Source organism: Citrobacter enshiensis (assembly GCF_029338175.1).
Taxonomy (GTDB): Bacteria; Pseudomonadota; Gammaproteobacteria; order Enterobacterales; family Enterobacteriaceae; genus Citrobacter_D; species Citrobacter_D enshiensis.
The window spans coordinates 3,909,500-3,936,093 of record NZ_CP119862.1 but is presented as its reverse complement, the minus strand read 5'-3'; the positions used below and the strand labels follow the sequence as shown (position 1 = coordinate 3,936,093).

Below are 26,594 nucleotides of genomic sequence, written 5' to 3'. Positions count from 1 at the left end.
CTGTAGGCCGGGTAAGGCGTCAGCCGCCACCCGGCATTTTATTGCCTGATGGCGCTGACACTAATCAGGCCTACGATGTTGCAGCGAAACTTACAGCTTCGCGAACACCCGACGCGCGGCATCGATGGTGTTATTGATATCGTCCATGCTGTGCGCCACGGACATAAAGCCCGCTTCAAACGCTGACGGCGCCAGATAAACGCCTTCATCCAGCATCAGATGGAAGAAACGCTTAAAGCGCTCCACATCACACGCCATCACGTCCTGATAACAGGTCACGGATTCGGCATCGGTGAAGAAAATCCCGAACATACCGCCAACATGGTTCACCACCAGCGGAATTCCCGCCTCCTGTGCCGCCTCCAGCAGACCTTCTGACAGTCGCGTGGTCAGCTCATTCAGCGTTTCATGGATCCCCGGTTGGGCGACTTCGGTCAGACAGGCAAAACCGGCTGCCATCGCGATAGGGTTACCGGAAAGCGTGCCCGCCTGGTAAACCGGACCGGTCGGGGCCAGCGCATCCATCACATCGCGGCGACCGCCGAAAGCGCCGACAGGCATACCGCCGCCGATGATTTTGCCCAGGCACGTCAGGTCCGGCGTCACGCCGTAGTAATCCTGTGCACCAGCCAGCGCGACGCGGAAACCGGTCATCACTTCATCGATAATCAGCAGGGCGCCGAATTCGTCGCACAATGCGCGCAGGCCTGGCAGGAATTCCGGCAGTGGCGGGATGCAGTTCATGTTACCTGCGACAGGCTCAACGATGATGCAGGCAATCTCCTGCGGATACTGTTCGAACGCCGCGCGAACAGAGTCCAGATCGTTGTAAGTGCAGGTCAGGGTATGTTTAGCGAAATCTGCCGGTACGCCCGGTGAGTTCGGCTGACCCAGCGTCAGCGCGCCGGAACCGGCTTTGACCAGCAGGCAGTCGGCGTGACCGTGGTAGCAGCCTTCAAATTTGATGATCTTGTCGCGGCCCGTAAAGCCGCGAGCCAGACGGATGGCGCTCATGGTGGCTTCGGTACCTGAGTTCACCATACGTACCATGTCCATGGTTGGCACCAGATTGGTGACCAGCTCCGCCATTTTCACTTCCATCTCGGTAGGGGCACCGAAACTCAGACCTCGTTCGGCAGCTTCAATCACCGCGTTACGGATCGCCGGATGGTTGTGACCCAGCACCATCGGTCCCCAGGAACCGACGTAATCGATGTAGGCTTTGCCATCGACATCATACAGATACGCGCCGTCTGCTTTTTCGATAAACAGCGGCGTTCCCCCCACGCCAGTAAAGGCGCGAACAGGGGAGTTAACGCCGCCGGGGATAAGCTCGCGTGCTGCGCTGTAGAGGTTTTCAGACTTACTCATGGATGGGTTCCTGGTTCGTAGAAAAAGTGAATGCCCGCTATTCTATGTAAAGTTATCCGCATTTGAAACAACACGATTTACAGGGGATTTTCACTGAAGAGGCGAGTAGAATGCCGTCTCTGCATTTGTATTACCAATTAATGATCATCCAATGAAAACAGACACTCCCTCTTTTGAAGCACAGCACGTTTTGCGCTTACGGCGCAGGGATCTGATCCGCCGACTCGTTGAGCGCGATAAAACGCCGCTGGCGATTTTGTTGATGGCGGCCGTTGTCGGCACAGTCACTGGGTTGGTTGGCGTGGCGTTCGAAAAAGCGGTGACCTGGGTCCAGAACCAGCGTCTCGGGTCATTAGCCCATGTCGCAGACCATGCGTTGCTGGTCTGGCCGCTGGCCTTTATTCTCTCTGCGTTGCTGGCGATGGTCGGTTATTTTCTGGTGCGTAAATTTGCGCCGGAGGCCGGTGGTTCAGGTATTCCAGAAATTGAAGGCGCTCTGGAAGAGCTGCGTCCCGTGCGCTGGTGGCGCGTACTGCCCGTTAAGTTTGTTGGAGGCATGGGGACGCTCGGCGCAGGGATGGTGCTCGGACGCGAAGGGCCCACGGTGCAGATCGGCGGTAATATTGGTCGCATGGTGCTGGATGTGTTTCGCATGCGCAGCGCCGAAGCGCGCCACACGTTGTTGGCAACCGGTGCGGCTGCGGGGCTGTCTGCCGCTTTTAACGCGCCGTTGGCGGGCATTTTATTCATTATTGAAGAGATGCGTCCGCAGTTTCGTTACAACCTTATTTCGATCAAGGCGGTGTTCACTGGGGTTATCATGTCCAGCATCGTGTTTCGAATCTTCAACGGTGAAGCGCCGATCATTGAGGTGGGGAAACTGTCGAATGCGCCGGTTAACACCCTGTGGCTCTATTTGATCCTCGGGATGGTTTTTGGCTGCGTGGGGCCGGTCTTCAATACCCTGGTGTTGCGTACCCAGGATATGTTCCAACGCTTTCATGGCGGCGATATCAAAAAATGGGTATTGATGGGCGGCGCTATCGGCGGGCTGTGCGGTATTCTCGGGCTGATTAAACCGGAGGCGGCCGGCGGAGGATTTAACCTGATCCCCATTGCCGCAGCCGGTAATTTCAGCGTTGGACTCCTGCTGTTTATTTTTATCGCCCGGGTCATTACCACGCTGCTCTGTTTTTCATCTGGCGCGCCTGGCGGTATTTTTGCGCCGATGCTGGCGTTGGGGACGTTACTGGGCACCGCGTTTGGCATGGCGGCGGCGGTATTTTTCCCGCAATATCATCTTGAGGCGGGGACGTTTGCGATTGCCGGAATGGGAGCTCTGCTGGCGGCATCTGTGCGTGCGCCGTTGACGGGGATTGTGCTGGTGCTGGAAATGACCGATAACTATCAGCTCATTTTGCCAATGATTATTACCTGTCTTGGCGCAACACTGTTAGCGCAATTTATGGGCGGAAAGCCGCTATACTCTACAATCCTTGCCCGCACGCTGGCAAAGCAGGACGCAGAGCAGGCGGCAAAAAGCCAGGGCGTTACCGCTGGCGAGAATACTTGAACGAAATACCAGGGTATTAGATAATGACAAGAGTATTGGGTTAGAATTTGCCCAATTGCCAATGTCGTTTGGAGCAAAAAATGAGTGATGACGTAGCGCTGCCACTGCAATTTACTGAAGCAGCAGCCAATAAAGTAAAAAGCCTGATCGCTGATGAAGATAACCCGAATCTGAAATTACGTGTGTATATCACCGGTGGTGGTTGCAGCGGTTTCCAGTACGGTTTCACCTTTGATGATCAGGTGAACGATGGCGATATGACCATTGAGAAACAGGGCGTCGGTCTGGTTGTCGATCCGATGAGCCTGCAGTATCTGGTGGGCGGATCCGTTGACTACACCGAAGGTCTGGAAGGTTCTCGTTTCGTCGTGACCAACCCGAACGCAAAAAGCACCTGCGGGTGTGGCTCGTCCTTCAGTATCTGATTGTACTGAACATGAAAAAGCCGTGTCATAGACACGGCTTTTTGCTATCTGGTGCGATCATCCAGTGCAAAGGTCGGCAACTTCAGGTGCCAGCGAATGGCGGCAAGCCGAATGAGCAATGTCACGACCATCCCCATCATACTGGACGTCTCCAGTGGAATATCAAACGTATAATACGCAGTAGCATGCACAATACCGCCGATGATGCAGGCCGTTGCATAAATTTCGGTACGTAAAATCATGGGGACTTCGCGGGCTAACACATCACGAATAATCCCGCCGCCGACGCCGGTAATCACGCCCATGCAAATGGCAACCAGTGGACCGCTTCCGGCAATAAAGGCTTTGTTCACGCCGATACCCACAAACACCGCAAGGCCAACGGCATCCAACACCGGGAGCATCCATTTAGGCAGTCGTCTGGGCTGACGCACCAGCACAATGGTGAGCATGCTGGTGATCATCGCCACCACCAGGTCGGTCGGATCTTTTACCCAAAATACCGGCCCGTTATCCAGCGCCATATCGCGAATGGTTCCCCCGCCAACGGCCGTGACAACGCCGAGAACCAGAACGCCAAAAGGGTCCATGCGCAGTTTTCCGGCCAGTAATACGCCAGAGATAGCAAATACCGCTGTGCCTACAATATCGAGCCAATAGACGAGCATTGTCGAATCCCCACTGAGAGCCTGGCGGGGCCTGGCTCTATTTCACTTGTGAAAGCGCATTACAGAGTTGTTTTGCGGCGAGGATAATACGCGGGCTTGCGCGTTCAAACCAGTCACTGGTGAGTGGAATAACCGGAATTTTTAGCTGATTTCCCCAGTATTGTTTGATTTTGAGAATTTCGCCCGAATCTCCTGCGACGACGATCGCCTGGGGAGCCCTTGCCAGCACCTGTTCGCGACTCACCTGCGGCCAGGGAACCCGACTATCGGCAAAGACATTTTCTCCGCCACAAAGCTCAATAACCTGGTTCTGAATCGAGTTTTTTCCGCTGGTAAAGGGCGGATTGATGCCAAACTGGAGAAACACCCGTTTTTTCGGTTTCTCTGCATACTGAGATTTTAGCTGAGCATACTCATCCAACAAGGTTTGCGCCGCACGATTGGCTTTCTCGGGATCGGGGCTCCAGGCAGCCAACTGTTGCAACGCGCCAGCGACCTGCTCGATGGTCTCCGCGTCTATCCAGATGACGTCGATGCCCAGAGAGGTCAGTTGATTGACCTGCCGCTCTGAATTCCCGCCACGCCAGGCGATAACCAGATCGGGCTTTAGCGCCACAATCCGTTCCAGATTCATCCCTTGCCAGGTGGAAACCTCATCGATGTCTTTCGCTTCCGGGGGATAGTCGGAGTAGCTGCTGACGCCAACGGGGGTAATGCCTGCGGCAAAGGCGAGCTCGGTGTTGGCGGGGGACAGAGAAACGACACGCGGTGCGGCAGACAGCCACACCGGAAGAGCGAAAAGCAGGGCGGCCAGCGCCCTGGGGAATGATTTAGCCATGTGCCAGTTTCTGGACCAGCGTTTCCACCATCAGGCTGGACTGTTTGGCGGCAACCACCAGGAACTCGTCAAAGCTGAGGTGAGACTGCTGATCGGCGACGTCAGAAATGGCGCGAACCACCACAAAAGGCACGTTAAAGTTATGGCAAACGTGCGCGATAGCGGTCGCTTCCATCTCCACGGCAATCGCGTTCGGGAAGTTTTGGCGGATCCTCGCCAGACCGACTGAGCCATTAATGAAGGCGTCACCACTGACGATCAACCCGCGAACCGCATTCAGGTTCAGTTCTGCGATGCAGGATTCGGCAGCCGTGATCAGCTTGTCATCCGCTTTAAAACCTGCCGGGCAACCCGGAAGCTGACCAAATTCATAACCAAACGCGGTGACGTCGGCGTCGTGATAACGCGCTTCGTCAGAAACCACGATGTCACCGACTTTCAGCGTCGGCGCCAGGCCGCCCGCAGAGCCGGTGTTAACAATGACATCCGGCTTGCAGCGCTCGAGAAGCAGGGTTGCGCTCCCAAGCGACAGGCCGCGCAACCTCGGGTTCCGTTCAGTTGGCCGGTGTAAATTTCACAACCCGCAAGGGTAATTGTCTGACGGTTTTCGATTTTGTCACGCAGTAGCGTAACTTCTTCTTCCATTGCACCAATGATGCCGGATTTTCATAGATTTACTCGCGATAAGCCAGATTTGAGGGCATAGTCTATCATGCCGTTAAGGTGAAGCGCATTGCTCAGGCGGGAGAGAACATGGCACAGATCACGATTTCCGAAATAAATTAACTGGCACCGTCGTTATCGCTCACCGCAGGGCACGAAGTCTGAGCATGAAATTCTACGGATCTTTGAGAGCGATCGTGTCGGATCATCAATTCTCCGCCCATTCGCCGTCTGCAACAGAAAACCCAGGTGTTCCCCCTTGAGCCGCAATGCGGCGTGTGCGGACGCGACTGACGCACTCTATGGAAGTGCAACAGGTTGGGCGTTATATCGCTAAAGAGATACTGAGTCGCCTCAAAGAGCTGAAACTCTTAGAGAAGTACGGCTCTGATGAGTTGACACGGCCCTTTTGAGAGCATCGTGGAGATGTCTTGCCTGATGCATGATATTGGCAATCCGCCGTTTGGGCATTTATGCGAGGCGGCGATTAACGACTGGTTTCGCCAGCGCTTGTTCCCGGCAGATGCGGAAAGCCAGCCACTCAGTGACGATCGTTGTGTTAGTTGCGGCGCTGCGATTACGTGAGGGCGAAGAGTCAGTGAATCATCTTCGTCGTAAAGTGCGCCAGGACTTATGTCAGTTTGAAAGGTAATGCACAGGGGATCACGTCTGGTTCATACATTGATGCGAATGAATCTGACCTGGGCGCAGGTGGGCGGTATTTTAAAATATACGCGACCCGCCTGGTGGCGGGGGGAAACACCGTCTTCGCATACCTATTTAATGAAAAAACCGGGCTACTATCTTTCTGAAGAACCCTATATTGAGAGGTTACCGTTAAAGAGCTTGAAATGGCACCTTACAGCCGATACCCATTGGCGTGGATTATGGAGGCAGCTGACGACATTTCATATTGCGTGGCCGATCTTGAGGATGCTGTTGAGAAAAGAATCTTCAGCGTGGAGCAGCTTTATCATCATCTTTATGAGGCCTGGGGCCATCATGAAAAAGGCTCACTGTTCACACAGGTGGTTGAGAATGCCTGGGAGAAATCGCGCTCGAATTCATTAAGTCGCAGCACGGAAGACCAGTTTTTTATGTATTTACGCGTGAATACACTTAATAAACTGGTGCCGTATGCTGCCCAACGCTTTATTGATAATTTGCCGCAAATCTTTGACGGGAATTTCAATCACGCATTGCTGGAAGATGCCAGTAGCTTCAGTCAGTTGCTTGAATTATATAAAAATGTCGCGGTAAAGCACGTGTTTAGCCACCCGGATGTCGAACAGCTGGAATTACAAGGATATCGGGTGATCAGCGGGTTGCTGGAGATTTATCAGCCGCTATTAAAAATGTCCGCTATTAGATTTTTCTGAGCTGGTGGATAACGAACGACTGGAAACGATTTCCTATTGAGTCCAGACTATTCCAGAAGCTCTCTACGCGTCACCGTCTGGCCTATGTTGAGGTGGTGGGTAAATTAGCATCAGATTCACCGGAATACGCCACGCTGGAATATTATTATCGTTGCCGTCTGATCCAGGATTATATCAGCGGGATGACCGATTTGTATGCCTGGGATGAATACCGCCGTCTGATGGCGGTTGAATAATATTCAACCTTTTGTAAAGATGAACAATAAATATTTACCGTTTCCAGAAACTTTATACCGGAACTTCGCGCTATAAAACGAATCTGATGTACACAGCAATTTTGCGTTATCTGTTAATCGAGATCGAAACACCATGAAAAAAACCACATTAGCAATGAGTGCACTGGCTCTGAGTTTAGGTTTGGCGTTGTCCCCCCTGTCTGCAACGGCGGCTGAGACAGCGTCTTCAGCAACAACAGCCCAGCAGATGCCAAGTCTGGCGCCGATGCTCGAAAAAGTGATGCCATCGGTGGTGAGTATTAACGTGGAAGGCAGCACGACGGTGAATACGCCGCGTATGCCGCGTAACTTCCAGCAGTTTTTCGGTGAAGATTCTCCGTTCTGTCAGGATGGTTCGCCATTCCAGAGCTCGCCTTTCTGTCATGGCGGGGTGCAGGGCGGCGGTAACGGCGGCGCTCAGCAACAAAAATTCATGGCGCTGGGTTCCGGTGTCATCATTGACGCTGCAAAAGGCTATGTTGTGACCAACAACCACGTGGTCGACAAAGCCAGCGTAATCAAAGTACAACTGAGCGATGGCCGCAAATTCGATGCGAAAGGTCGTCGGTAAAGATCCGCGCTCCGATATCGCGCTGATCCAGATTCAGGATCCGAAAAATCTGACCGGCGATTAAGCTGGCGGACTCTGACGCGCTGCGCGTGGGGGATTATACCGTTGCTATCGGTAACCCGTTCGGGCTGGGTGAGAACGGTAACGTCCGGTACGCTGGGCCGTAGCGGTCTGAACGCAGAGAAACTATGAAAACTTTATCCAGACTGACGCCGCCATCAACCGGGGTAACTCCGGTGGGGCGCTGGTGAACCTGAACGGCGAACTGATCGGTATTAATACCGCAATTCTTGCGCCGGACGGCGGCAATATCGGTATCGGTTTTGCCATCCCAAGCAACATGGTGAAAAACCTGACGGCCCAGATGGTGGGAATACGGTCAGGTGAAACGCGGCGAGTTGGGGATTTTTGGGGACCGAACTGAGCTCTGAGCTGGCGAAAAGCAATGAAAGTCGATGCTCAGCGTGGCGCATTCGTGAGCCAGGTCCTGCCGAATTCTTCGGCGGCGAAAGCGGGCATTAAAGCGGGTGACGTCATTACGTCGCTGAACGGTAAAGCCGATCAGCAGCTTTGCCGCACTGCGCGCTCAGGTAGGAACAATGCCGATCGGTAGCAAAATCAGCCTTGGCCTGCTGCGCGAAGGTAAGCCAGTGACGGTAAGCCTGGAACTGCAGCAAAGCAGCCAGAATCAGGTCGATTCCAGCACTATCTTCAGCGGTATTGAAGGTGCTGAGATGAGTAATAAAGGCCAGGATAAGGGCGTTGTCGTGAATAACGTCAAAGCAAATTCTCCGGCTGCCATGATTGGCCTGAAGAAAGGGGACGTGATCGTTGGGGCAAACCAGCAGTCGATTAAAAACATCGCTGAACTGCGTAAAATCCTCGACAGCAAACCGTCGGTGCTGGCGCTGAACATTCAGCGTGGCGATAGCTCCATCTATACCTGCTGATGCAGTAACGCTCTCGCAAAAACCCCTTTCCCCGCCGGGAAAGGGTTCTCCCTCGTTTTGTGAAGTTTCCCACAGCTCCATATATCCCCCGGTCAGTTTGTGCATTTGCACAATGTTGCAGGCTAACATCTTCCCTATGCTTGAGTTCCGCTCACCGGAGGATTTATGGCTGGCATCTGGATACCAACATGGCGCAGGGTATCGTGTCGCGGACCATGCGCATCATTGATACCAATATCAGCGTAATGGATGCCCGTGGCGTACTTATCGGCAGCGGCGATCGCGAACGTATTGGTGAATTGCACGAAGGTGCATTGCTGGTGTTGTCGCAAGGGCGCGTTGTCGATATTGATGATGCGGAGGCCCGGCATATGCATGGCGTGCGTCTGGGGATAAACCTGCCGCTGGCGACGTCAAAAGGGTTATTTATCCACCGTAATACGCTGGGGTATCGCCTGAATCGTATCTCTGAATTAAACCGGCTGGATTTGGGGAATTTTGACGATCGGTTGTTGTTGTATGTGCATTGCAACTGGATGAACAACGGTAGGCGGGATTTGTTTTGTCGGCCTGATAAACGTAGTGCCATCAGCAAAATAAAGCGGGTGCGGCTTCGCCGTACCCGGCCTGTGAATGTATCCACACGCTGTTACTTACGAGTTAGCTTCTCTAGATCGGCTTCAATCTCGCTGATCTTATTGGTCACTACCGATTCCAGGTGACGTAAATCGTCGAGGATCTTACGTTTAAGATCGACTTCGGTGCGGTCACGCTGGCAGATCTGATCCAGTTCGTCAGATCACATAACGTAGATTCGGGCTGATCTCCTGAACCTCTTTGTACCCTTGACCCACACCATCAGCGACGACCGTTTTGCGCTGGCGAGGATATTTAACTCTACACCGCCTCTTGGCAAAGATTCGCCCTTTATCCCTTCTGGAAACTAGATTTTCAGGATATCGTTGTCTGGCTTCTTGCCCGCAGGCTGTAACCGAATTCGATTTCTTCAGGATTTGGTAATGCCCAGACTTTTCAGATTGTCGTACATAGCGGTACCCTTAATCTCAACATAACCTTTGAATAATTAACGAAAAGTTCTTTTTCCGCCACCAGAAGATATAAAAAAAGCGGGGTTGCCCCCGCTTTTTCTAATCATGATTAGTCGATGGTGCGTAGCAGCTCGTTGATGCCCACTTTGCCGCGGGTTTTCGCATCCACTTTTTTCACAATCACGGCACAGTACAGGCTGTATTTCCCGTCTTTAGACGGCAGGTTGCCGGAAACGACAACAGAACCGGCAGGTACGCGACCGTAATGCACTTCACCGGTTTCGCGATCATAAATACGGGTGCTTTGACCGATGTACACGCCCATGGAGATCACGGAACCTTCTTCCACGATCACCCCTTCAACGACTTCTGAACGCGCGCCGATAAAGCAGTTGTCTTCGATGATGGTTGGGTTTGCCTGCAGCGGCTCCAGAACACCACCGATGCCAACGCCGCCAGACAGGTGAACGTTTTTACCAATCTGCGCGCAGGAGCCGACGGTCGCCCAGGTATCAACCATGGTGCCTTCGTCAACGTAAGCACCGATGTTCACGTAGGATGGCATCAGCACGGTGTTGCGAGCGATAAACGCGCCCTGACGCACTGCCGCAGGCGGAACCACACGGAAGCCTTCTTTCTGGAAACGCGCTTCATCGTAGTTGGCGAATTTCATTGGCACTTTATCGAAGTAGCGGCTTTCCGCACCGTCGATAACCTGGTTATCGTTAATACGGAAAGAGAGCAGTACCGCTTTCTTCAGCCACTGATGGGTGACCCACTGGCCATCAATCTTTTCTGCGACCACGCAGCACGCCGGAATCCAGCAGAGAAATGACCTGATTAACCGCTTCACGGTCACGGTATCTACATTTGCCGGAGTGATGTCGGCACGACGCTCGAAAGCTGACTCAATAACGTTCTGTAACTGCTGCATTGTTAAACTCTTTCCATATAAATAAACACACTACACTTTATCGTTTGGATTGAGGGCCTCTGTCCAACCGTTGATGCACTTCCTGCTGCAGCTCATTATTAAGCGCACGCCGGTCGGCTGTGGCGATTATGAATAAATCTTCTACTCGCTCACCAATGGTTGTAATTCGGGCGCCATGAAGCGAAATTCCCAGATCGGCAAAAATTTGCCCGACCCGCCGCAACAGGCCGGTTGATCGAGTGCTATCAATTCCAGGAACGATTTCCGGTCGGTATGAGTCGAAGGAAATTCACTTCGGTCTCGACGGTGAAATGGCGGAGCTTGGCCGGTTGTCGACGCGGTTGCGGCGGCTGCCAGCTGCGCTGCGTGATCGCCTGTTCCAGTCCAAAACGGATGGCTTCGTGGCGATCCGACGAAAGAGGGCTGCCATCGGGTTCCAGAACGATAAACGTATCCATCGCCATGCCGTCGCGAGTGGTGAAAATCTGCGCGTCGTGAACGCTCAGATTGCGCCTGTCCAGCTCGGCACAGACGGCGGCAAACAGATACGGTCTGTCCGGACTCCAGATAAAAATTTCGGTTCCGCCGCGCGTGGCCTGCGGGCTGAGCAGAATTAATGGATTATTGAGGTCATGCTGCAACAGATGTCGTGCGTGCCAGGCCAACTGATTTTGGGTATGGCGGACAAAATAGTTGGCGCGACAGCGTGACCAGATGTGATGCAGCGCCTCTTCGTCAATATTATCCATACGCAGCAACGCCAGGGCCTGCAACTGGTGATGACGCACACGCTCGCGCATATCTGGCGTATTCTGCATTCCCCGGCGGAGCTGTTTCTCGGTGGCGAAATAGAGTTCACGCAACAGGCTCTGCTTCCAGCTATTCCACAGCGTTTCATTGGTGGCGCAAATGTCGGCTACCGTCAGACAGGCCAGGAAACGCAGACGGTGTTCTGTTTGCACTCTCTCTTCGGCGAATTGCTTGATCACTTCCGGATCCTGAATATCGCGTCGCTGCGCGGTGACAGACATCAGTAGGTGATGACGTACCAGCCAGGCAACCAGTTGCGTTTCGCGTGAGTTCAGACCGTGCAGCTCGGCGAATTTTAGCACGTCCTGCGCGCCCAGCACCGAGTGGTCGCCGCCGCGTCCTTTGGCGATATCATGAAACAGCGCGGCGATAAAAATCAGCTCGGGTTGTCGCAGGCGAGGCCAGAGATCCACACACAGCGGGTGAGCCTGACGCGTCTCTTCTTTGGCGAAGCTCTCCAGCTTCAGCATGACCCGAATGTGTGCTCATCCACGGTATAGGCGTGGAACAGGTCAAACTGCATTTGACCGACGATGTGCGACCATTGCGGCATATAGGCCCACAGTACGCTGTGGCGGTGCATTGGTAACAGACCGCGACTGACGGCGCCGGGATGGCGCAGCATACTCAGAAACAGCGATCGCGCTTCCGGGATGTAGGCACAGTGGCTGATTGAGATGGCGACGCGCGTGGCGCAGATGACGCAGCGTGGTGGAATAGATGCCCGTGATCGCGCTGTTGCGCACCATGGTATAGAACATCCGCAGGATCGCTTCCGGTTCACGGATAAACAGATCCTCATTGCGCAGATCGATCAGCGTACCGCGTAACTGAAAATCGTCATCAATGGGGCGTGGTTTTTCATCCGCAGGCAGCGCGAGGATCGCTTCATCAAACAGTTGCAGCAGCATCTGGTTCAGCTCGCTGACCCGCCGGGTCACACGGAAGTAGTCCTTCATCATCTGCTCGACCGGCTCGTTGCCTTCGCCACGGTAGTTGAGACGCTGCGCAACGCTCAGCTGACGATCAAAGAGCAGGCGGTTATCGTAACGGCTGACCACCAGGTGCAGTGCAAAGCGAATGCGCCACAGAATATGCAGGCACTCGTTTAGCTCGGCGCGTTCCGCCTGCGTTAAAAAGCCGAAACCGACCATCTCATCTAGCGATGTCGCGCCAAAATGGCGACGCGCCACCCATTGCAGAGTATGAATATCGCGAAGACCGCCGGGACTGCTTTTGATGTCAGGCTCCAGATTGTAACTGGTACCGTGATAGCGATGATGGCGCAGGTGTTGCTCTTCAACTTTTGCGGCGAAAAATTTTTCAGACGGCCAGAACCCTTCGCTGAAGATGTGTTTCTGCAATTCAAGAAATAACGCGACATCGCCGATGAGCAAACGTGTTTCGATCAGGTTGGTGGCGACGGTGAGATCCGACAAACCTTCAGCAGGCACTCTTCCAGAGTCCGCACGCTGTGCCCAACTTCCAGTTTGACGTCCCACAGCAGGGTCAGCAATTCACCAATTTTTTGCGCCTGCGCGTCGGGCAACTTTTTACGGCTTAAGATCAGCAGGTCGATGTCGGAAAGCGGATGAAGTTCGCCGCGACCGTAGCCGCCAACCGCCACCAGCGCGACATCGCTAATTTGCCCAAAACCGTAATCGATCCACAGTCGCTGCAGGAGCTGGTCGATAAATTCGGTACGGGCTTCAATGGAGCATTTCGGCGGAAACGCCTTCGTCAAAGGCCTCGCCCAGCCAACGCTGAAAGACATCAAGGTGCGCTTTGATGTCGGCGCAGGTTAGCTCGTGCTGAGGCCAGACGCCCGGGTTTTGCGGTTGGCCAGGTAGGGTGGGGGAGGGCCGTGTTCGCATGTTGTTCTGGAAGAGTATTCATCGTATGCCACCCATTAAAAAGCCGGATGACGGCGCGAGCGCCTTATCCGGCCTACGGGATAGAGCAATTTGTAGGCCTGATAAGATGCGGGAGCATCGCCATCAGGCAAAAAATTATTCGTCGTGCGAGAGGATCGCCGGGATGGTGTCATCCTTGCGTAACGTCAGAATTTCACAGCCATTCTCTGTCACCACAATAGTATGCTCATACTGTGCGGACAAGCTGCGATCTTTCGTTTTTACCGTCCAGCCATCTTTCATGGTACGGATACGATAATCACCGGCGTTCAGCATCGGTTCAATGGTGAATGTCATCCCGGTTTGCAGCACAACGCCACCGTCATCAGCATCGTAGTGCAGAACCTGCGGTTCTTCATGGAAACCACGACCAATGCCATGACCGCAGTATTCACGCACCACGGAGAAGCCTTCGCCTTCCGCATATTTCTGAATGGCGGCGCCCAGCGTACGCAGACGGATGCCCGTTTTACCATCCGCAGCGCCAGATACAGGCTTTCCTGAGTCACACGGCACAGACGTTCACCCAGAATGGTAGGTTTGCCGACGATAAACATTTTTGAGGTATCGCCATGGTATTCGTCTTTAATGACGGTCACGTCGATGTTGACGATTATCGCCATCTTTCAGCAGTTTTTCGTCATCCGGAATCCCGTGGCACACCACTTCATTAATGGAGATGCAGACGGATTTCGGGTAGCCGTGATAGCCCAGACATGCGGAAATAGCATGCTGCTCATTGACGATATAGTCGTTACAGATACGATCCAGTTCACCGGTGCTGACGCCCGGTTTGATATACGGTTCGATCATTTCCAGCACTTCAGCGGCCATACGACCAGCGACGCGCATTTTTTTCGATTTCTTCAGGGGTCTTGATTGAGATAGCCATGAATTCTGTCCATCAGTGTCGATTATTTCGACAATAATTGTGTAAGTGCTGCCAATGGTATCAGTCTGGGGCACACGCTGCCAAATTGAGAATCATTAACAGCACGGACTGCCAACAATTATTGGTGTCTGCGGCGTATTTGTGGTATAAAGCGCGCCGGACTTCCGTTCTCTCTCAGATACACAAGATAGACGGAAGCGACAAATCTCACTTTGTGTAACAACACACACGTATCGGCACATATTCCGGGGTGCCCTTTGGGGTCGGTAATATGGGATACGTGGAGGCATAACCCCAACTTTATATATAGAGGTTTTAATCATGGCAACTGTTTCCATGCGCGACATGCTCAAGGCTGGTGTTCACTTTGGTCACCAGACCCGTTACTGGAACCCGAAAATGAAGCCATTCATCTTCGGTGCGCGTAACAAAGTTCACATCATCAACCTTGAGAAAACTGTACCGATGTTCAACGAAGCTCTGGCTGAACTGAACAAGATCTCTTCTCGCAAAGGCAAAATCCTTTTCGTTGGTACTAAACGCGCTGCAAGCGAAGCGGTGAAAGACGCTGCTAATAGCTGCGACCAGTTCTTCGTGAACCATCGCTGGCTGGGCGGCATGCTGACTAACTGGAAAACCGTTCGTCAGTCCATCAAACGTCTGAAAGACCTGGAAACTCAGTCTCAGGACGGTACTTTCGAAAAGCTGACCAAGAAAGAAGCGCTGATGCGCACTCGTGAGCTTGAGAAACTGGAAAACAGCCTGGGCGGTATCAAAGACATGGGCGGTCTGCCGGACGCTCTGTTCGTTATCGATGCTGACCACGAGCACATTGCTATCAAAGAAGCAAACAACCTTGGGTATTCCGGTATTTGCTATCGTGATACCAACTCTGATCCGGACGGTGTTGACTTCGTTATCCCGGGTAACGACGACGCAATCCGTGCTGTTAGCCTGTACCTGGGCGCTGTAGCTGCAACCGTTCGTGAAGGCCGTTCTCAGGATCTGGCTTCCCAGGCGGAAGAAAGCTTCGTAGAAGCTGAATAATAAGGCACGCTCGTTAGAGCCCTTATAGACCAGGTAGTATCACGTTTGGTTAGGGGGCCTGTATATGGCCCCCTTTTTCACTTTTAAATCTGTGCGGTTTATGGCCGGGCAGATCAAATCTTCCGAGGATTTTAGAATGGCTGAAATTACCGCATCCCTGGTAAAAGAGCTGCGTGAGCGTACCGGCGCAGGCATGATGGATTGCAAAAAAGCACTGACTGAAGCTAATGGCGACATCGAGCTGGCAATCGAAAACATGCGTAAATCCGGCGCGATCAAAGCGGCGAAAAAAGCAGGCAACGTTGCTGCTGACGGCGTGATCAAAACCAAAATCGACGGCAACATCGCTTTCATTCTGGAAGTTAACTGCCAGACTGACTTCGTTGCTAAAGATGCTGGTTTCCAGGCATTTGCTGACAAAGTACTGGACGCTGCCGTTGCTGGCAAAATCACTGACGTTGAAGTTCTGAAAGCACAGTTCGAAGAAGAACGTGTTGCTCTGGTTGCTAAAATCGGTGAGAACATCAACATCCGTCGCGTTGCTTCCCTGGAAGGCGAAGTTCTGGGTAACTACCAGCACGGTGCGCGTATCGGTGTTCTGGTTGCTGCAACTGGCGCTGACGAAGAACTGGTTAAACAGCTGGCAATGCACGTTGCTGCAAGCAAACCTGAATTCGTTAAGCCGGAAGACGTGTCTGCTGAAGTGGTAGAGAAAGAATACCAGGTTCAGCTGGATATCGCGATGCAGTCCGGTAAGCCGAAAGAAATCGCAGAGAAAATGGTTGAAGGCCGCATGAAGAAATTCACCGGCGAAGTTTCTCTGACTGGCCAGCCGTTCGTCATGGAGCCGAGCAAATCTGTTGCTCAGCTGCTGAAAGAGCACAACGCTGACGTTACTGGCTTCATCCGCTTTGAAGTGGGCGAGGCATCGAGAAAGTTGAGACTGACTTTGCAGCAGAAGTTGCTGCGATGTCCAAGCAGTCTTAATTTCATAAGGAGCCGCCTGAGGGCGGCTTCTTTTTGTGTCCGTCATGCAAAATTCAGACAGACTCCAGGCGTTTCTGTGCTGATATGCGACATATCATATGTCGCCAGAATTAACCCCCATCTTAATCGTTGACAGTCTCAGGAAAGAAACATGGCTTACAATGCAAAACCCGTCTATAAACGCATTCTGCTTAAATTGAGTGGCGAAGCTCTGCAGGGTACGGAAGGCTTCGGTATCGACGCAAGCATACTGGATCGTATGGCTCAGGAAATCAAAGAGCTGGTTGAACTGGGTATTCAGGTTGGTGTGGTGATTGGTGGCGGTAACTTGTTCCGTGGTGCTGGTCTGGCGAAAGCGGGTATGAACCGCGTTGTGGGCGACCACATGGGCATGCTGGCCACCGTAATGAACGGTCTGGCAATGCGCGATGCGCTTCACCGCGCCTATGTGAACGCCCGCCTGATGTCTGCAATTCCCCTGAACGGCGTATGTGACAATTACAGCTGGGCAGAAGCGATTAGTCTGCCTGCGTAATAACCGTGTGGTTATTTTGTCTGCCGGTACGGGTAATCCGTTCTTCACTACCGATTCCGCGGCGTGCCTGCGCGGTATTGAAATTGAAGCCGATGTTGTACTGAAAGCCACCAAAGTGGATGGCGTATTTACTGCCGATCCTGCGAAAGATCCAACCGCGACCATGTACGAGCAATTGACCTACAATGAAGTGTTGGATAAAGAGCTGAAAGTGATGGATCTGGCCGCGTTCACGCTGGCTCGTGACCACAAATTGCCGATTCGTGTATTCAACATGAACAAGCCTGGTGCGCTGCGTCGTGTTGTGATGGGCGAAAAAGAAGGGACTTTAATCACGGAATAATTCCCGTGATGTCCAAATACAGGTAATATTCCGCTTTACCGTCGCGGGAGAGGCTCTTACCCGTATATGAATTAATCAGGGCTATACTTAGCACACTGCCACTGTGTGCGACTTGTCTGGTCTGACTGAGACAAGTTTTCAAGGATTCGTAACGTGATTAGCGAAATCAGAAAAGATGCTGAAGTACGCATGGACAAATGCGTCGAAGCGTTCAAAAACCAAATCAGCAAAATACGCACGGGTCGTTGCTTCTCCCAGCCCTGCTGGATGGCATTGTCGTGGAATATTACGGCACGCCGACGCCGCTGCGTCAGCTGGCAAGCGTAACGGTAGAAGATTTCCCCGTACTTTGAAAATCAACGTGTTTGACCGTTCTTTGGGGCCTGCTGTTGAGAAAGCGATTATGGCTTCTGACCTCGGCCTGAACCCAAGCTCTGCAGGCAGCGATATTCGTGTCCCGCTGCCGCCGCTGACGGAAGAACGTCGTAAAGATCTGACGAAAATCGTTCGTGGTGAAGCGGAACAAGCACGTGTTGCCGTACGTAACGTACGTCGCGATGCGAACGACAAAGTGAAAGCTCTGCTGAAAGAGAAAGAGATCAGCGAAGATGACGATCGTCGTTCTCAGGAAGACGTGCAGAAACTGACTGACGCAGCCATCAAGAAAGTTGATGCGGCGCTGGCAGAAAAAGAAACAGAACTGATGCAGTTCTGATTTCCCTGTACGACTAAAACGCCGCACAGAAAACCTGTAAGGGTTGGCTGGCGGCGTTTTGCTTTTTATCGTATCTCAATTCTTCTGGACGTCTTATGAAGCATTTAACCATTCTGGGCTCAACCGGCTCTATTGGTTGCAGCACACTGGATGTGGTGCGCCATAACCCAGACAATTTCCGTATTGTTGCACTTGTGGCGGGGAAAAATATTACCCGTATGGTCGAGCAGTGCCTGGAATTCACCCCGCGTTACGCAGTGATGGACGATGAGAATAGCGCCCGTCAGGTGAAAGCTGCGCTTTTGCAGCATGGCAGCCGTACTGAGGTGCTGAGCGGGCAACAATCGGCCTGTGATATGGCGGCGCTTGATGACGTTGATCAGGTGATGGCGGCGATTGTCGGCGCTGCCGGTCTGTTGCCAACGCTGGCGGCTATCCACGCGGGGAAAACTATCCTGCTGGCGAATAAAGAGTCGCTGGTGACCTGCGGGCGTCTGTTTATGGATGCGGTGAAACACAGTAAAGCCCAGCTTTTACCGGTAGATAGCGAACATAACGCGATTTTTCAGAGTTTACCGCAACCTATTCAGCACAACCTGGGATACGCTGACCTGGAGCAAAATGGCGTGATGTCGATTTTGGCTCACCGGGTCTGGTGGCCCGTTCCGTGAAACGGCATTGCACGATCTGGCAGCGATGACGCCCGATCAGGCATGCCGTCATCCGAACTGGTCGATGGGGAGAAAAATCTCTGTCGATTCGGCCACTATGATGAATAAAGGTCTGGAATACATTGAAGCGCGCTGGTTATTCAATGCCAGCGCAAGCCAGATGGAAGTGCTGATTCATCCGCAGTCTGTGATTCACTCCATGGTGCGTTATCAGGACGGTAGTGTCCCTGGCGCAATTGGGAGAACCGGACATGCGCACGCCAATTGCCCATACGATGGCATGGCCGAATCGTGTTTCCTCTGGCGTGAAGCCGCTTGATTTTTGCTCGCTCAGTGCGTTGACGTTTTCCGCGCCGGATTATCAGCGCTATCCGTGCCTGAAACTGGCCATGGACGCCTTCGAGCAGGGGCAGGCTGCCACAACCGCGCTTAATGCGGCGAATGAGGTAACGGTCGCCGCATTTCTTGCACAGCAGATCCGTTTTACCGATATTGCCGATCTGAATTTATCGGTACTGGATAACATGGATCTGCAGGAGCCGCAAAGCGTAGACGATGTGCTGAGGGTTGATGCAGTCGCACGTGACGTCGCCAGAAAACACGTGAAGCGACTCTCCGTATGACGATAATCCATCTACAGTAAATCGTGCTATTTGTTAGCGTTGTGCTTCAGTGATATAGTCTGCGCCACCTGATCGGAGGTATTTGGCTTTTTTGGGTCAGGTAAGCCGTGGTTTGACACGGTTTTTTTTTGTAAAGGCTTCAGTATTCCTGAGTACCATTAAATCCTTTCAGGGACCAAAAACGCGTTATGTTGTCTGCTACTCAACCATTAAGCGAAAATTTGCCAGCACATGGCTGTCGTCATGTTGCGATCATTATGGATGGCAATGGTCGCTGGGCGAAGAAACAAGGGAAGATTCGAGCCTTTGGGCACAAGGCCGGAGCAAAATCCGTCCGCCGTGCTGTGTCTTTCGCTGCCAATAACGGTATTGACGCGTTAACGCTGTATGCCTTTAGTAGTGAGAACTGGAACCGACCAGCGCAGGAAGTCAGTGCGTTAATGGAGCTGTTTGTGTGGGCGCTTGATAGTGAAGTAAAAAGCCTGCATCGCCATAACGTTCGACTGCGCATTATTGGAGATACCAGTCGATTTAACTCGCGTTTGCAAGAACGTATTCGCAAGTCTGAAGCGCTAACGGCCCAGAATACCGGGCTGACGCTGAATATTGCCGCGAACTACGGCGGACGTTGGGATATTGTCCAGGGAGTCAGGCAACTGGCAGAACAGGTGCAGGAAGGTCTGCTGCGCCCTGATCAGATTGATGAAGAAATGCTAAGTCAGCAAATCTGCATGCATGAGCTGGCTCCTGTGGATTTAGTAATTAGGACTGGGGGAGAGCATCGCATCAGTAATTTTTTGCTGTGGCAAATTGCCTACGCCGAACTTTACTTTACTGATGTTCTTTGGCCCGATTTCGATGAACAAGACTTTGAAGGTGCGCTGCATGCCTTTGCTAATCGAGAGCGTCGTTTCGGCGGCACCGAGCCCGGTGATGACAAAGCCTGATGGGGGTCGCTTTTGCTGAAGTATCGCCTGATTTCTGCTTTTGTTTTAATACCTGTTGTCATCGCGGCGCTTTTTTTGTTGCCGCCGGTGGGGTTCGCCCATGTTACGCTGGTCGTTTGTATGCTGGCCGCCTGGGAATGGGGACAGTTAAGCGGTTTTGCCACTCGTACACAACGGGTCTGGCTGGCGGTGCTGTGCGGGTTATTGCTGGCACTAATGCTATTTTTATTACCCGAATATCATCACAATATTCGCCAACCGCTGGTTGAAGCCTCGCTTTGGCTGTCGTTAGGCTGGTGGGTTGTGGCGTTGTTGCTGGTGTTATTTTATCCGGGCTCAGCCGCAATGTGGCGTAATTCGAAGACATTACGCGTTATTTTCGGCGTATTGACCATCGTTCCCTTCTTTTGGGGAATGCTGGCGCTTCGCGCCTGGCACTATGATGAGAATCATTACAGTGGCGCCGTGTGGCTGCTCTATGTCATGATCCTCGTCTGGGGAGCAGACTCCGGGGCGTATATGTTTGGCAAACTGTTTGGCAAACATAAGCTGGCACCAAAGGTTTCTCCCGGTAAAACATGGCAAGGTTTCATTGGTGGTCTGGTGACCGCTGCGGTGATCTCATGGGGTTACAGTATGTGGGCTAACCTTGATGTCGCGCCTTCAACCTTGTTCATATGCTCTATTGTTGCAGCGTTGGCCTCTGTGCTGGGTGACTTAACTGAGAGTATGTTTAAGCGTGAAGCGGGAATTAAGGATAGCGGTCATTTGATCCCTGGACATGGTGGTATTCTGGATCGTATTGATAGCCTGACGGCTGCAGTACCGGTCTTTGCGTGCCTGCTGTTGCTGGTATTCAGGACGCTTTAACGGAAGGTATTATGCTGAGTATTCTCTGGAATCTGGCTGCATTCATCATCGCACTGGGTGTGCTTATCACCGTGCATGAATTTGGTCATTTCTGGGTTGCCCGGCGCTGCGGCGTTCGTGTCGAGCGCTGTTCCATTGGTTTTGGTAAAGCGCTTTGGCGGCGCACCGATCGTTTTGGCACTGAGTATGTCATCGCTCTTATCCCCCTCGCGGTTACGTCAAAATGGTTGGATGAGCGTGCAGAGCCGGTTATTCGGAACTGCGTCATCATGCATTCAACAATAAAACCGTTGGACAAGCGGGCGGCGATTATCGCCGCAGGTCCGATTGCAAACTTCCTTTTCGCTATATTTGCTTACTGGCTGGTCTTTATCATCGGTGTCCCTGGTGTGCGTCCGGTGGTTGGCGAAATAACGCCCAATTCAATTGCTGCCCATTGCGCAAATTCATCCAGGAACGGAAACTTAAAGCCGTTGATGTATCGAAACCCTGATTGGGATGCGTCCGTTTACAATTGGTGTCGAAAATCGGTGATGAGCATACGACAATCAGCGTGGCGCCGTTTGGTAGCAACCAACGACAGGGACAAAACGCTGGATTTGCGTCAGTGGGCATTTGAGCCAGACAAAGAAGATCCTGTATCGTCTTTAGGGATTCGACCACGCGGTCCGCAGATTGAACCCGTGTTGTCAGAAGTGCAAACGAACTCCGCAGCAAGTAAGGCGGGTTTGCAAGCTGGCGACAGGATCGTTAAAGTCGATGGTCAATCGCTAACGCAATGGATGATGTTCGTGGACGCTGGTGCGCGATAATCCAGGTAAGCCGTTAGCACTCGAAATCGAAAGACAGGGGAGTTCCTTGTCTTTGACGTTAATTCCGGATACAAAACCGGTTAACGGTAAAGCAGAAGGTTTTGCGGGCGTGGTGCCTAAAATTATTCCTCTGCCAGATGAGTACAAGACAGTACGCCAGTATGGGCCATTCAGCGCCATCCTCGAGGCCACGGACAAAACGTGGCAGTTGATGAAGCTGACGGTCAGTATGCTGGGAAAATTGATTACCGGTGATGTGAAACTGAACAACCTCAGTGGGCCGATTTCTATCGCCCAGGGGGCTGGGATGTCAGCGGAGTTTGGGGGCATTTATTACCTGATGTTTCTTGCGCTTATCAGCGTGAACTTAGGGATAATCAACCTGTTTCCGTTGCCCGTTCTTGACGGGGGGCATCTGCTGTTCCTGGCGATTGAAAAGCTGAAGGGCGGTCCGGTATCCGAGCGGGTTCAAGACTTTAGTTATCGCATTGGCTCGATTTTGCTGGTGTTGTTAATGGGGCTTGCACTTTTCAATGATTTCTCTCGGTTGTAAGAGAGTGTTAGGAAGAACGCATAATAACGATGGCGATGAAAAAGTTGCTCATAGCGTCGCTGCTGTTTAGCAGCGCCACCGTATACGGTGCTGAAGGGTTCGTAGTGAAGGACATTCATTTCGAAGGCCTGCAGCGAGTCGCTGTTGGTGCGGCCCTCCTAAGTATGCCGGTGCGCACAGGCGACACGGTTAATGATGAAGATATCAGTAATACCATTCGCGCTCTGTTTGCCACCCGGTAACTTTGAGGATGTCCGTGTCCTGCGCGACGGTGATACCCTTCTGGTTCAGGTAAAAGAACGTCCGACGATTGCCAGCATTACTTTCTCCGGTAACAAATCGGTGAAAGAAGAAATGCTTAAGCAAAACCTCGAGGCGTCTGGCGTGCGTGTTGGCGAATCTCTGGATCGCACCACTCTGGCTGATATCGAAAAAGGACTGGAAGACTTCTACTATAGCGTCGGTAAATACAGTGCCAGCGTGAAAGCGGTTGTCACACCGTTGCCGCGTAACCGTGTTGACCTCAAACTGGTGTTCCAGGAAGGCGTATCGGCGAAGATCCAACAGATCAATATCGTCGGTAACCATGCCTTCAGCACTGACGAACTCATTTCTCACTTCCAACTGCGGGATGAAGTACCGTGGTGGAACGTCGTGGGTGATCGTAAGTACCAGAAACAGAAACTGGCGGGCGACCTCGAAACGCTGCGCAGCTACTATCTGGATCGCGGTTACGCGCGTTTCAACATCGACTCTACCCAGGTAAGTCTGACCCCGGACAAGAAAGGGATCTACATCACTGTTAACATCACTGAAGGCGATCAGTACAAGCTTTCGGGCGTTGAGGTGAGCGGTAACCTGGCGGGGCATTCAGCTGAAATTGAGAGCCTGACGAAGATCGAGCCGGGCGAACTCTATAACGGCACCAAAGTGACCAAAATGGAAGATGATATCAAGAAGCTTCTGGGTCGCTATGGTTATGCATATCCGCGTGTACAGTCGCAGCCTGAAATCAACGACGCTGACAAAACCGTAAAATTACGTGTGAACGTGGATGCGGGTAACCGTTTCTATGTGCGTAAGATCCGTTTTGAAGGTAACGATACCTCCAAAGATTCCGTATTGCGCCGTGAAATGCGTCAGATGGAAGGGGCATGGTTAGGTAGCGATCTGGTCGATCAGGGTAAAGAGCGTCTGAACCGTCTGGGTTACTTTGAAACCGTCGACACTGATACACAGCGTGTTTCGGGCAGTCCGGATCAGGTTGATGTGGTTTACAAGGTCAAAGAACGTAATACCGGTAGCTTCAACTTCGGTGTGGGTTACGGTACGGAAAGCGGCGTCAGCTTCCAGGCCGGCGTTCAGCAGGACAACTGGTTGGGTACGGGTTATTCCGTTGGGATTAACGGTACCAAAAACGACTATCAAACCTATACTGAGTTGTCTGTAACGAACCCGTACTTCACCGTTGATGGCGTTAGCCTCGGTGGTCGTGTCTTCTATAACGACTTTGAAGCTGATGATGCTGACCTGTCCGACTATACCAACAAAAGTTATGGTACGGACGTCACGCTGGGCTTCCCAATCAACGAATACAACACGCTGCGTGCAGGGTTAGGCTATGTGCATAACAAACTGTCTAACATGCAGCCGCAGGTAGCGATGTGGCGTTATCTTGATTCGATGGGAGAAAATCCAGACCCGACGAATGATAACAACAGTTTTGCTGCAGATGACTTCACCTTCAACTATGGTTGGACGTACAACAAACTTGACCGCGGGTACTTCCCGACGGAAGGGACGCGTATCAACCTGAACGGTAAAGTGACCATTCCGGGTTCTGACAACGAATACTACAAAGCGACATTGGATACGGCGACCTATGTGCCCGATTGATGATGATCACAAATGGGTGGTTCCTGGGGGCGTACCCGTTGGGTTATGGTGATGGCTTAGGCGGTAAAGAAAATGCCGTTCTATGAGAACTTCTATGCGGGTGGTTCAAGCACCGTGCGTGGTTTCCAGTCCAATACCATTGGTCCCGAAGGCACTGTATTTTACCAGCAAACAGCCGTCATGACGGCGACGATGATTTCGAAAATGAGTGCGCAAGCACTAACACAGCGCCGTGCGAATCTGATGATGCAGTGGGCGGTAACGCGATGGCTGTCGCCAGCCTGGAGTTCATTACCCCAACGCCGTTCATTAGTGAAAAATACGCCAACTCGGTCCGTACCTCGTTCTTCTGGGATATGGGTACCGTGTGGGATACTAACTTGGGATTCCAGCAAGTATGCCGTTATCCGGACTACAGCGATCCCAAGCAATATCCGTATGTCTGCAAGGTATCGCATTACAATGGATGTCCCCATTGGGGCCGTTGGTCTTCTCCTATGCCCAGCCGTTTAAGGATTACGATGGAGACAAAAAAGAGCAGTTCCAGTTTAACATTGGTAAAACCTGGTAACTGTTCTTCGCAAAGGAATGTAAGTGTAGTGTAGCGATGACTTTTGGCGATCTCATCAAGGATCGCCTGGCCACGCAAAGAACTGTACCTTCGGGTGCAAATGGGATGGTAAGGAGTTTATTGTGAAAAAGTGGTTATTAGCTGCAGGTCTCGGTTTAGCGATGGTTACGTCCGCACAGGCTGCTGACAAAATTGCAATCGTCAACATGGGCAGTCTGTTCCAGCAGGTTGCGCAGAAGACGGGTGTTTCCAGCACGCTGGAAAATGAGTTCAAAGGCCGCGCCAGCGAACTGCAGCGTATGGAATCCGATCTGCAATCTAAAATGCAACGTCTGCAGTCTATGAAAGCAGGTAGCGATCGTACTAAGCTGGAAAAAGAAGTAATGGCTCAACGCCAGACTTTTGCTCAGAAAGCACAGGCTTTTGAGCAGGATCGTGCGCGCCGTTCCAACGAAGAACGTGGCAAACTGGTTACCCGTATCCAGACTGCTGTGAAATCCGTCGCTAACAGCCAGGATATCGATCTGGTCGTTGATGCTAACACCGTTGCTTACAACAGCAATGAAGTGAAAGATATCACCGCTGACGTACTGAAACAGGTTAAATAAGTAATGCCTTCAATTCGACTGGCTGATTTAGCAGAGCAGTTGGATGCAGAATTACACGGTGATGGCGATATCGTCATCACCGGCGTTGCGTCCATGCAATCTGCGCAAACAGGTAATATCACGTTCATGGTGAATCCTAAGTACCGTGAACATCTGGCTTTATGTCAGGCTTCTGCTGTCGTGATGACGCAGGATGATCTTCCTTTTGCTAAGAGTGCCGCCCTGGTAGTGAAGAATCCCTACCTGACGTATGCGCGAATGGCACAAATTTTGGATACCACGCCGCAGCCCGCGCAAAACATTGCACCCAGTGCAGTGATTGATGCGACGGCAACGCTGGGTAGTAATGTCTCCGTTGGTGCAAACGCGGTGATCGAATCTGGCGTAACGCTCGGCGATAACGTGGTTATCGGTCCGGGTTGCTTCGTTGGAAAGAATACAAAAATCGGCGCAGGTTCACGCTTGTGGGCGAATGTGACGATTTATCACGACATTCAGATTGGCGAAAATTGTTTGATCCAGTCCAGTACGGTTGTGGGTGCAGACGGTTTTGGCTATGCCAACGATCGTGGTAATTGGGTGAAGATCCCGCAACTTGGTCGCGTTATTATCGGCGATCGCGTGGAGATCGGCGCTTGTACTACTATCGATCGTGGTGCGCTGGACGATACCATTATCGGGAATGGTGTGATCATTGATAATCAGTGTCAGATTGCACATAACGTCGTGATTGGCGACAATACGGCGGTTGCCGGTGGCGTCATTATGGCGGGCAGCCTGAAGATTGGCCGTTACTGCATGATTGGCGGCGCCAGCGTGATCAACGGGCATATGGAAATATGCGACAAAGTCACGGTGACTGGCATGGGTATGGTGATGCGTCCCATCACTGAACCTGGCGTCTATTCCTCAGGCATTCCGTTGCAACCTAATAAAGTATGGCGTAAAACCGCTGCGCTGGTGTTGAACATTGATGATATGAGCAAGCGTCTCAAAGCGATTGAGCGCAAGGTTAATCAGCAAGACTAACGCTTCACCTTTTGCGTGCCAAACTTTCCGGCCTGTCAGCATTCTTTCGATTGCGGCAGGCCGTGTTATTATTGCC

At 52.2% G+C, this 26,594-nt stretch carries 16 protein-coding genes and 13 pseudogenes; 21 read left to right on the top strand and 8 right to left on the bottom strand.

What is annotated here, in order from left to right:
- Positions 1-90: 90 nt before the first annotated feature.
- A complete protein-coding gene (gene hemL, locus P2W74_RS18775; RefSeq protein WP_276292791.1) occupies positions 91-1,371 on the bottom strand; it encodes a glutamate-1-semialdehyde 2,1-aminomutase in 1,281 nt (426 codons plus the stop codon).
- 151 nt (positions 1,372-1,522) lie between these two features.
- On the opposite strand from hemL, the gene clcA reads away from it, so the two are divergent.
- The 3 genes from clcA to erpA are packed head-to-tail and all read left to right on the top strand — an operon-like array spanning position 1,523 to position 3,369.
- Positions 1,523-2,944 (top strand): H(+)/Cl(-) exchange transporter ClcA, encoded by a 1,422-nt coding sequence (clcA, locus tag P2W74_RS18770; protein ID WP_276292790.1) that lies wholly within the window; start codon positions 1,523-1,525, stop codon positions 2,942-2,944.
- On the top strand, positions 2,868-3,032 hold the full coding sequence (gene yadW, locus P2W74_RS23660; RefSeq protein ID WP_370552279.1) for a small protein YadW: 165 nt from the start codon (positions 2,868-2,870) through the stop codon (positions 3,030-3,032). The genes clcA and yadW overlap by 77 nt, the downstream gene beginning before the upstream one ends.
- Positions 3,025-3,369, top strand: a complete 345-nt coding sequence (gene erpA / locus P2W74_RS18765) for an iron-sulfur cluster insertion protein ErpA (protein WP_006686771.1) — start codon at positions 3,025-3,027, stop codon at positions 3,367-3,369. Before yadW ends, erpA begins: the two co-directional genes overlap by 8 nt.
- Before the next feature lie 44 nt (positions 3,370-3,413).
- On the opposite strand, the gene P2W74_RS18760 is transcribed toward erpA, so the two are convergent.
- The 3 genes and pseudogenes from P2W74_RS18760 to mtnN form a co-directional block, all read right to left on the bottom strand.
- Complete coding sequence (locus P2W74_RS18760; RefSeq protein ID WP_203358879.1) at positions 3,414-4,037, bottom strand: TRIC cation channel family protein; 624 nt, start codon at positions 4,035-4,037, stop codon at positions 3,414-3,416.
- A 37-nt stretch (positions 4,038-4,074) separates the two neighbouring features.
- A complete protein-coding gene (gene btuF, locus P2W74_RS18755; RefSeq protein ID WP_276292789.1) occupies positions 4,075-4,875 on the bottom strand; it encodes a vitamin B12 ABC transporter substrate-binding protein BtuF in 801 nt (266 codons plus the stop codon).
- Positions 4,868-5,520: pseudogene (gene mtnN, locus P2W74_RS18750) on the bottom strand (5'-methylthioadenosine/S-adenosylhomocysteine nucleosidase). Before mtnN ends, btuF begins: the two are co-directional and overlap by 8 nt.
- Positions 5,521-5,656: 136 nt before the next feature.
- Here mtnN and dgt point away from each other — a divergent pair.
- From dgt to P2W74_RS23655, 4 genes and pseudogenes are all read left to right on the top strand, one after another.
- Positions 5,657-7,153 (top strand): annotated as a pseudogene (dgt, locus tag P2W74_RS18745) (dGTPase).
- 133 nt (positions 7,154-7,286) lie between these two features.
- A pseudogene (gene degP / locus P2W74_RS18740) lies at positions 7,287-8,713 on the top strand (serine endoprotease DegP).
- A gap of 161 nt (positions 8,714-8,874) precedes the next feature.
- Positions 8,875-9,120: pseudogene (locus tag P2W74_RS18735) on the top strand (sugar diacid recognition domain-containing protein); the annotation flags it as partial.
- Positions 9,094-9,435: a helix-turn-helix domain-containing protein gene (locus P2W74_RS23655; RefSeq protein WP_412767244.1), complete on the top strand. Its 342-nt coding sequence runs from the start codon at positions 9,094-9,096 to the stop codon at positions 9,433-9,435. The pseudogene P2W74_RS18735 and the gene P2W74_RS23655, both read left to right, overlap by 27 nt.
- Here the strand turns inward: P2W74_RS23655 and P2W74_RS18730 are convergent.
- From P2W74_RS18730 to map, 4 genes and pseudogenes are all read right to left on the bottom strand, one after another.
- Positions 9,363-9,761, bottom strand: a pseudogene (locus P2W74_RS18730) (DUF3461 family protein). The gene P2W74_RS23655 and the pseudogene P2W74_RS18730 sit on opposite strands and share 73 nt — an antisense overlap.
- Positions 9,762-9,871: 110 nt before the next feature.
- Positions 9,872-10,696, bottom strand: coding sequence for a 2,3,4,5-tetrahydropyridine-2,6-dicarboxylate N-succinyltransferase (dapD, locus tag P2W74_RS18725; RefSeq protein ID WP_276292788.1), 825 nt, complete (start codon positions 10,694-10,696; stop codon positions 9,872-9,874).
- A 30-nt stretch (positions 10,697-10,726) separates the two neighbouring features.
- Positions 10,727-13,402, bottom strand: a pseudogene (gene glnD, locus P2W74_RS18720) (bifunctional uridylyltransferase/uridylyl-removing protein GlnD).
- Positions 13,403-13,515: 113 nt separating this feature from the next.
- Positions 13,516-14,311, bottom strand: a pseudogene (gene map / locus P2W74_RS18715) (type I methionyl aminopeptidase).
- 321 nt (positions 14,312-14,632) lie between these two features.
- On the opposite strand from map, the gene rpsB reads away from it, so the two are divergent.
- The 14 genes and pseudogenes from rpsB (at position 14,633) to lpxD (ending at position 26,518) form a co-directional block, all read left to right on the top strand.
- A complete protein-coding gene (rpsB, locus tag P2W74_RS18710; protein ID WP_276292787.1) occupies positions 14,633-15,358 on the top strand; it encodes a 30S ribosomal protein S2 in 726 nt (241 codons plus the stop codon).
- A 136-nt stretch (positions 15,359-15,494) separates the two neighbouring features.
- Positions 15,495-16,345: pseudogene (gene tsf / locus P2W74_RS18705) on the top strand (translation elongation factor Ts).
- A gap of 151 nt (positions 16,346-16,496) precedes the next feature.
- Positions 16,497-17,223 (top strand): annotated as a pseudogene (gene pyrH, locus P2W74_RS18700) (UMP kinase).
- A gap of 153 nt (positions 17,224-17,376) precedes the next feature.
- Positions 17,377-17,938 (top strand): annotated as a pseudogene (gene frr / locus P2W74_RS18695) (ribosome recycling factor).
- A 95-nt stretch (positions 17,939-18,033) separates the two neighbouring features.
- Positions 18,034-19,232: pseudogene (gene ispC / locus P2W74_RS18690) on the top strand (1-deoxy-D-xylulose-5-phosphate reductoisomerase).
- Positions 19,233-19,420: 188 nt separating this feature from the next.
- The gene (gene ispU, locus P2W74_RS18685; RefSeq protein ID WP_162381150.1) at positions 19,421-20,179 is read left to right on the top strand and encodes a (2E,6E)-farnesyl-diphosphate-specific ditrans,polycis-undecaprenyl-diphosphate synthase; all 759 of its coding nucleotides are present in this window, start codon (positions 19,421-19,423) and stop codon (positions 20,177-20,179) included.
- A gap of 12 nt (positions 20,180-20,191) precedes the next feature.
- The gene (cdsA, locus tag P2W74_RS18680) at positions 20,192-21,049 is read left to right on the top strand and encodes a phosphatidate cytidylyltransferase (RefSeq protein WP_276292786.1); all 858 of its coding nucleotides are present in this window, start codon (positions 20,192-20,194) and stop codon (positions 21,047-21,049) included.
- 11 nt (positions 21,050-21,060) lie between these two features.
- Positions 21,061-21,861 (top strand): RIP metalloprotease RseP, encoded by an 801-nt coding sequence (gene rseP, locus P2W74_RS18675; protein WP_276292785.1) that lies wholly within the window; start codon positions 21,061-21,063, stop codon positions 21,859-21,861.
- A 46-nt stretch (positions 21,862-21,907) separates the two neighbouring features.
- Positions 21,908-22,414 carry an RIP metalloprotease RseP gene (rseP, locus tag P2W74_RS18670; protein WP_276292784.1) on the top strand — a complete coding sequence of 169 codons (507 nt, stop codon included), beginning with the start codon at positions 21,908-21,910 and terminating at the stop codon, positions 22,412-22,414.
- A 29-nt stretch (positions 22,415-22,443) separates the two neighbouring features.
- Complete coding sequence (locus P2W74_RS23650; protein WP_412767199.1) at positions 22,444-22,656, top strand: hypothetical protein; 213 nt, start codon at positions 22,444-22,446, stop codon at positions 22,654-22,656.
- Positions 22,607-24,424, top strand: a pseudogene (gene bamA / locus P2W74_RS18665) (outer membrane protein assembly factor BamA); the annotation flags it as partial. The gene P2W74_RS23650 and the pseudogene bamA, both read left to right, overlap by 50 nt.
- A gap of 119 nt (positions 24,425-24,543) precedes the next feature.
- Positions 24,544-24,881, top strand: a pseudogene (locus tag P2W74_RS23645) (BamA/TamA family outer membrane protein); the annotation flags it as partial.
- A gap of 122 nt (positions 24,882-25,003) precedes the next feature.
- Positions 25,004-25,489 (top strand): molecular chaperone Skp, encoded by a 486-nt coding sequence (gene skp / locus P2W74_RS18660; RefSeq protein ID WP_276292783.1) that lies wholly within the window; start codon positions 25,004-25,006, stop codon positions 25,487-25,489.
- A gap of 3 nt (positions 25,490-25,492) precedes the next feature.
- The gene (lpxD, locus tag P2W74_RS18655) at positions 25,493-26,518 is read left to right on the top strand and encodes a UDP-3-O-(3-hydroxymyristoyl)glucosamine N-acyltransferase (RefSeq protein WP_276292782.1); all 1,026 of its coding nucleotides are present in this window, start codon (positions 25,493-25,495) and stop codon (positions 26,516-26,518) included.
- Positions 26,519-26,594 lie beyond the last annotated feature (76 nt).